Below are 7,490 nucleotides of genomic sequence, written 5' to 3' on the forward strand. Positions count from 1 at the left end.
CCCATAAAACCTCCTGTGAGACAAAGTTTTTCTTTTATTTTACTTCATCACACGGGAAATGCGTAGATTTCTACACAATTTAATGAGAATTTTTTTACCTTTCAGTTCTGTAACCAATCCACAACTAATAATACCGCAAGTAAGTAGGAGGTAAACAATGAGTATTATAAAGAAAATTGAAATTGATGGTAAGCAGATACCTTTTAAAGCATCTGCTGCTATCCCAAGAATATATAGATTAAAATTTCAAAGAGATATTTATAAAGATTTAAGTACTTTAGATAAAAGCCTAAATAAACAAAATCCAGAAGAATCAACTCTTGATATGTTCTCATTAGAGATGTTTGAAAATATTGCATATATAATGGCTAAACATGCAGATTCTAATATTCCGGATAGTCCTGAAGAATGGCTTGATGAATTTAATACATTTTCTATATATCAGATATTGCCTAAAATAATAGAACTTTGGGGATTAAATGTAAAGACAGATGTTGAAGCTAAAAAAAACTTCGCAAAACAGAGCGTGAGATGACAACGCCGCTATTCTTGCTAAGATGTGTGCAACTAGGTATTTCTATTAGAGATTTGGATTTATTAACTGTAGGAATGGTTAATGATATGTATGCAGAAAGTAGAAATGATGATTGTAAATATGCTGAACTTGCTACGCAGGAGGACTTTGATAGGTTTTGATTACAATAGTACTATTACAAGTTATAAAGTTGCTAAATGTTAAAGTTAAAAAAAAAAGATACGATAAAATTATTATGATAATTATTTACATCAAAGTAAATTATTATTTTTAAATTTACCATATGTTATTAAGGAGGGTATGTATATGAAATCTGCAAACGAGGAATTTTATGAACAATTAGAAAAAAATGGGGTGAAAGTTTCTAAAGAACAGAGGGAGCAAATTAATAATAGGTTGTCTAATATATTGAATTATGAACCTAAAATTGGAGTCTTTGGTAAAACTGGAGTTGGTAAATCAAGTTTATGTAATGCATTATTTGGACAAGAAATATGTTCAATTAGTGATGTTGAAGCTTGTACAAGAGATGCCCAAGAAGTAATGTTAAATTTAGATGGTAATGGGATTAAATTGGTTGATGTTCCTGGAGTTGGAGAAAGTAGTGAAAGAGATGAGGAATATGGAAAGCTATATTCTAAACTTTTACCAGAATTAGATTTGGTATTATGGTTGATAAAATCAGATGATCGTGCTCTTGCTTCTGATGAAAACTTTTATAAAAATGTTGTTAAACCGCACATTGATGAAGGAAAACCTTTTTTCTTTGTTCTTAATCAAGTTGATAAAATTGAGCCATTTAGAGAATGGGATGAAGAAAAACATGAACCAGGTCCTAAACAATTTCAAAATATAGATAAGAAGGTTAAAGATGTAGCTAATTTTTTTGATGTTGCATCTAGTTCTGTAATTCCAGTATCCGCAAATGAAAGGTACAATTTAACAGAACTAGTTGATAGATTTGTTAGAGCATTACCAAAAGAGAAAAAAATAACAGTATTTAAGGCCGTAAATAAAGAGTTTCAATCTAAGGCAACTGGAGAACATGTAAAGAAATCTTTTTTAGAAGTTGCAGGAGATGTTGTGTGCTCAGTTGTTGAAACTGCTGGAGATATAGTAATTAAAGCTTTAGATGTTATAGAAAGTGGTATAGAAAAAGTTGGAGATTGGATATCAGATCATATACCTTTTGGCGGTAGAAGTCATGGTGGAGGGTGTTATATCACTACTGCTGTTTGCAAAAATGGAAATAAGCTGGATGATTGTTATGAGCTTAGTGAATTTAGAAGGTTTAGAGATAACTGGTTAATCAATCAAGAGGATGGAAAAAAACTTATTAGTAGATATTACAATGTAGCACCTACTATAGTAAAGCTTATTGATAAGGAAAAGAATAGTTCTCAAATTTATAACGAAATAAAGAGTAAGTATTTAGATAATTGTCTTTTGTACATTGAACAAGGAAAAATGGAATTGTGCAAAGAAAAATATATTGAAATGGTTAATGAACTAATTAATAGGTATATGATATGGGCATAGAAGTGCATATAAACTATGAAGCCGAAATTGAAGAGTGGATTCAAAAACATCCTAATTTTAAATTTATAAAAGAAGTGTCATTTCCATTAAATGATAAATATCAATGGAATGCTAATAATAGCCATTGGGGATACGTGAATAAAACAATTTATTCTCAGCAGATAATGTTTATTGGGAAAACTGGTTATGGAAAATCAACGACACTTAATAAGCTAGTTGGCAAGGATGTATTTGCTACAAGTGATGTTAGTGTATGTACTAAAGATTTATATACAGCAATGTATAGAATAGATAAAAGTATTCCATCTTTTCTTCAAATTTGTGATTTACCAGGTGTTGGAGAAACGAATTATGCTGATAGTAATTATTATGATTGGTATAAAGAGATGTTCGAAAAGTCTAGTGTTGTTGTGTATGTGTTAAGAGCCGATCAACGTGATTTTGCTGTAGATGAAATAATAATTAATAGTATGTTTCCTTCAAGTGAGGAAAGAAAAAAATTATTGATTGCAATTAATTATGCTGATAAAATTGAACCTGTAAATCGAAAAAAAGGTTTATCAGAAAAACAATTATTAAATTTGGATAAAAGAGTTTTAGAAGTTTCGAAAATATTTAATATTTCTATAAATGATATTTTGTATTATAGTGCAGCTGATAATATTAATATGAATCTTCTAGAACAAAAAATTGCAGATAAATTAAAATTTAACTTTAATATATGAGATTAAAAAGTCAGAGATAAACGTTCTTTATTGGTAAAAAACAATTTATGAAAAGTTTATTAACTGACTTTTTTTATTAAATTTGAAGGTATAGGTTCAATAATTTTAGATAGTGTAAAGTAAGCTATGAAAAAAATATATAAACCTAAAAGTAGATATTTCAGTATTTGAACATGACTTTTTATGAAAATGTGCATAAGAAATAAACCTATTTATAGCTCTTTTTGAAAAATAGGCTAGTAAAACAATATGAATTTTATTATTTAGCTTATATTTTGCTTTTGAAGTTCTAGAATTTTTTGTTGACCTAAATAAATAAGTAACTGCCATTTAGCAGGCATATTACCGACATTATCAATACCAGGAACTTTATTAAGCGGTTTCCAGTAATTAAAAGGATGAGGTCTTAGAAAGTTGTAATAGGCAACCCATAAAGAAACACCATAAAGTGCACCATTTTCGCTACCGTAACCACAGGTTACGCTGTACGAAGATTTAAATGTTCTATTAAGTCTTTCAACAATTTGTTTAACCCATCGATATTCTGTTGATACAGGGTCTTCATTAGTTAAACCTATAACTTGTGTGACATCAAAGACTTTATTTTCACGTAGCTCAAACTGTTGTCTTGCTAGTGGATATGCACTATAACCGTCAGCAATAAATTTAAGGGCTTTACCAGGAAATGATTTAAACTTGCTAAATGCCATACGCATAGCTAAAATACATGGACCAACAGCCCTTGTATCAGATACTTGATAACCTAAGATTGATTTTTTACAAGCATCCATAATGATCCACACATAGTGCTTAATGCCCTTAACCTTAATATAGGTTTCATCAGCAGATAGTATTTTTGTAGGAGCATAATCAAAGGTATCAACAAAAGGCTTAATAATAGTAGCAGCAGTCATTGCGTAGTTTGCTACCATAGTGTGAGATATTTTTATACCGTGTACCTCTTTTAGAGCATGTGCTGTTTGTCTTGTAGAAAGTTTTAAATTTACATGATAAGTAAGACAAAGTCCCATGATATGGGCATTATGCTTTGTAAATCTTAAATTAGTAATCTTATTAGGAAGCATATGTAAGTCCATTTTAAAAAAATCAAAAGTAAATTCACGATAAATGTAGTGGAGTTTGTACTTTGATAATTCTTTATGAGATATGTTTTTAGGAACCTTTGATAAATTCTTTTGGTAATATGAGCACTTAGGGTTTGTACACTTGTGTATTTTAAAATGTTTTCGGGTTTTCTTAGCTTCAAGAATATGCCCACAATGAGGACATATTAAAGTTATAGGTTTTGGTTCATTGCGAGTGAAATTTGTTTTGCATACTTTGCATTGCATCTGACCTTTGCCACCATTATTATCGTAGATATAATCGTGAGGAGCACCACATTTAGGACAACGGATATCTTTAGATAAGGTTTCACCATTTCGGCGGTTAATAGGTCTAAGGACATAGCCATACTTATGTTTATAGTAGGCAATAAGAAGTTTATAGTCAGATTTTTGAAATTTTATTATCTTAGGTAAAATATCTACTTTGAATTTTTGATATTCTGGACTGTTAGAATCATCGAAATTCCAATGTTTAAGTGGAAGAAACTTGCAAATAAATTCTAAAAGTTTACAAATAATTTTAATTAGATATTGATTATATAAAAGCAAATAAGTTATAATTGAATTCACGATAACGACAACCTTTCTTAGTTAGTTTTGTTTGGTGAGATATTCAATTTTAACATAGAAATTAGGGGGTCGTTATTTTTTTATACAAAAAAACTTACGAAACCTTGATATATAAAGATTTAAAAAGAAAAATAGTGTAAAAAACTTTACACTAACTTCATTTATATGGAGGTTGACTATGGAAATATTAAGTAAAAACGAATTAAGTGCTATTTCTGCTGGAGATTGTTGCTTGAATGATCCTAATTTTTGGACAAATGGTTGTACAATTGGATGCCTTTTCCTTTTAGGGCCAACTACTTGGATTGGTTTTCCAGGAGATTATGTAAACAGCTTATTAGATATATATAATAGAGCTTTACATGGAGACTATAGATGTTAAAATAAGAAAGGAGTTATAATTGATGATAAAATTGGATAATTATGAATTAAGTCAAGTCAATGGTGGAATTTGTTGGAAAGGTGTTCTTGGTTGTGGTGCAACAGCTGGATTTGCAATAGCAGCTTTAGCGTGTGGTCCTGCTACTGCAGGTGCTGCATTGGGCTATATTGCATTATATAACATGGGTGTAATTGGAACATGTGTTTCATTAGCAAATTAATTTATACAGTTAGTAAGAATTTTAAATTCTTACTAACTGTATCTAAGAATAGTGTTATAGTTAAAATTATATTTATGTTTAGTGTTTTATTAATGAGCATTGTAATTCAAATTATTGAAATGAATGATTGCTTATCTATATCAACAACAATAATTCTAATTCCATTAGTAATTTACATAAATAAAATAAATATGTTTAAAAAATATCCAAAAGTTTATAATAGTTGTATCTATATGTTAACTTTATGCGAAATTAATAAAGTAATAGATCATACTAATTATATAGGAACATTTTTTAGAATCGTTACTGCTATTAGCATTATTTATTCGTTTTACCAGTCTTTAGTAGTGATAAATAAACGTCTGGAACGACATTAAAGCACCTTATATTTTTTATCAAAATAATAATATGGAGGTAAAAATAAATTATGTTTTATAAGTTTGTTGAAGAAATTAGTAAATTTATAAATTCAAAATTAGATAAGTGTAGTAAATTTACTAAAATAATATTAAAATTCATTATGATTTTAATTGTTGTTTATATTTTTATTGTTCTTATTATTTTTTACTAATAGCTATATTTAATTTAAGTAAAAAACAACGAATTACGGTATCTTTATGATGGGGTGATAAAAAATTAATAAACAGAATATATTTAAATTGTTATTACTTGACTTATTACTAATAATTATAGCTATAATTATTAGTAATTATAATGAAATATTCATAATCACCAATAATATATATATTTTTTTAATTATAGCATCAAAAAATAATAAAATTAATTTGATTTTATTTGAGAGTATTATTTGTTTTTTTAATATGCTTGAAATATTAACTTTGTTTGTAAATAATAAATATATACAGTATATAAATGTTTTATTTATAATAATAGTTGCAATATTATTCTGCATTGCTTTTATAGATAAACTATCCAGAAAAAATTTCTAATTTTATGCTTATTTAAGAACTATGATAATAAAAAGTACGAGTTAAATTTAAATAAGTTGAGCCTGTAAATAATTTTGTGTATTCTTAAAATCTTTTTAGTAATAATCACAATTTTATTTAGTTTTAACAATAGGTGGGACGCCCCTAGCTGTCAAGCTAAGGTTTTTCAACACCTAACATAATTTTAATATCACATAATTTAAAAATTGGAAGTAGTTATTTGTTATTTTTATACATATATCAATTCAGATTTGAATTTTAGGGTTCACTTAATAAGACGTAGTAATTTTGATGCTAAATCACTTATATATGTATTTAATTTACAGTATTATATTTCCATTTATTCTAATTGGTTTGTGTATTTTTTTGTAAATTTTAGTATATGATTAACTGATTTCTTTATTATGCTCCTCATTTACTATATTTTTCGCTGTAAATATTATAGAAGATTCAAGTAATAAAGTAATTAATCTTCCGTATAAAAAACATTTAAATCTTTCTATTTTAACCCTTTTAACTTTATCTATGCTAAAAATTGATTTCCATACCTTAAACATAATTTCAATTTGCCATCTTAATGAATATAAATCATGAACTTGCTTTGATGAAATTATTTTTTAAGGAAAATTTGTCATGTATACATTCACACTGTTCCAATCAGATCTTTGCTTACTTAGTGTTCCTCTATGTTTTTGTATATTTTTCTTATGAATAAGCTCTCTTTTAACCTTGTTTTCAGCCATTAATTTTGTTACAATTAATTTGCTTTGTAGCTCCTTTTTGGAACTAATGTAGATATTATCTAATTGTGCTGTTTCGCCTTCGTGCAAAGGCTTTGCCAGTTCTATAATATCTATTTTTTTATATTCAGTAAATCTTTTAATATTTCCAGTCTTATATCTTTCAGGATTCGGATTTTTTATGTATACAACAGTATTACTTTTTAATTTAGATATAAAAGAAACTCCAGAATCTTCAATTTATTTAAGATAATCAGTTTTATAGTACCCTAAATCAGCAAGTGTCATTTTGAAAGAAAGTTTAATTTTTTAAAAGAAAGTTTGATTAAATATAAATGTCAAGTTATTCACGTAAGTTTTTGATCTTATTTTTTAACTTTGCCGACTTAAGTTTTTGCTCTTATTTTTTTGACTTTGCCGACTTAAGTTCTAAGCCCTTTGCATTTTTCATTTTTTCATTCTTCAAAACCCTTGATAACAGCCACTTTTCAGTTTTTTTAGACCGGTCAAAAATACACTTTTTAAAAGTGTCGTTTTTGACCCCCTTTCAGACGTCATTTTTGACCCCCTTTGAACAAAATTTTTGGTTCCTTAATGTTAGTGGTAAAATAAATTTACCCACTTAAGGGAATAAAAATTCCCCACTTATAAAAATCCCTTTTATAATAGTATTAATACATATTATAGGAGGGGAAAGGATGA

At 27.5% G+C, this 7,490-nt stretch carries 7 protein-coding genes and 1 pseudogene; 6 read left to right on the forward strand and 2 right to left on the reverse strand.

The features are described from left to right. Nucleotides 1-157 precede the first annotated feature (157 nt). The 4 genes from ACTNAO_RS12395 (at nt 158) to ACTNAO_RS12410 (ending at nt 2,799) form a co-directional block, all read left to right on the forward strand. Complete coding sequence (locus ACTNAO_RS12395) at nt 158-535, forward strand: hypothetical protein (RefSeq protein ID WP_441029528.1); 378 nt, start codon at nt 158-160, stop codon at nt 533-535. Then, nucleotides 532-696 (forward strand): hypothetical protein, encoded by a 165-nt coding sequence (locus tag ACTNAO_RS12400; RefSeq protein WP_441029525.1) that lies wholly within the window; start codon nt 532-534, stop codon nt 694-696. Before ACTNAO_RS12395 ends, ACTNAO_RS12400 begins: the two co-directional genes overlap by 4 nt. A gap of 145 nt (nt 697-841) precedes the next feature. Continuing rightward, the gene (locus ACTNAO_RS12405; protein ID WP_441029522.1) at nt 842-2,074 is read left to right on the forward strand and encodes a GTPase family protein; all 1,233 of its coding nucleotides are present in this window, start codon (nt 842-844) and stop codon (nt 2,072-2,074) included. After that, on the forward strand, nt 2,065-2,799 hold the full coding sequence (locus ACTNAO_RS12410; RefSeq protein ID WP_441029519.1) for a GTPase family protein: 735 nt from the start codon (nt 2,065-2,067) through the stop codon (nt 2,797-2,799). Before ACTNAO_RS12405 ends, ACTNAO_RS12410 begins: the two co-directional genes overlap by 10 nt. 263 nt (nt 2,800-3,062) lie before the next feature. Here ACTNAO_RS12410 and ACTNAO_RS12415 read toward each other — a convergent pair whose 3' ends face one another. Beyond that, complete coding sequence (locus ACTNAO_RS12415; protein ID WP_441029516.1) at nt 3,063-4,496, reverse strand: DDE-type integrase/transposase/recombinase; 1,434 nt, start codon at nt 4,494-4,496, stop codon at nt 3,063-3,065. Nucleotides 4,497-4,674: 178 nt separating this feature from the next. On the opposite strand from ACTNAO_RS12415, the gene ACTNAO_RS12420 reads away from it, so the two are divergent. Continuing rightward, the gene (locus ACTNAO_RS12420) at nt 4,675-4,878 is read left to right on the forward strand and encodes a hypothetical protein (protein WP_441029513.1); all 204 of its coding nucleotides are present in this window, start codon (nt 4,675-4,677) and stop codon (nt 4,876-4,878) included. Between the two features lie 22 nt (nt 4,879-4,900). Next, nucleotides 4,901-5,098: a class IIb bacteriocin, lactobin A/cerein 7B family gene (locus ACTNAO_RS12425; protein WP_441029510.1), complete on the forward strand. Its 198-nt coding sequence runs from the start codon at nt 4,901-4,903 to the stop codon at nt 5,096-5,098. 1,339 nt (nt 5,099-6,437) lie between these two features. On the opposite strand, the pseudogene ACTNAO_RS12430 reads toward ACTNAO_RS12425, so the two are convergent. Further along, nucleotides 6,438-7,076, reverse strand: a pseudogene (locus ACTNAO_RS12430) (IS4 family transposase); the annotation flags it as partial. Nucleotides 7,077-7,490: the final 414 nt, after the last annotated feature.

The sequence above is a fragment of the Clostridium sp. HCP1S3_C6 genome (assembly GCF_052066735.1).
GTDB lineage: Bacteria > Bacillota > Clostridia > Clostridiales > Clostridiaceae > Clostridium.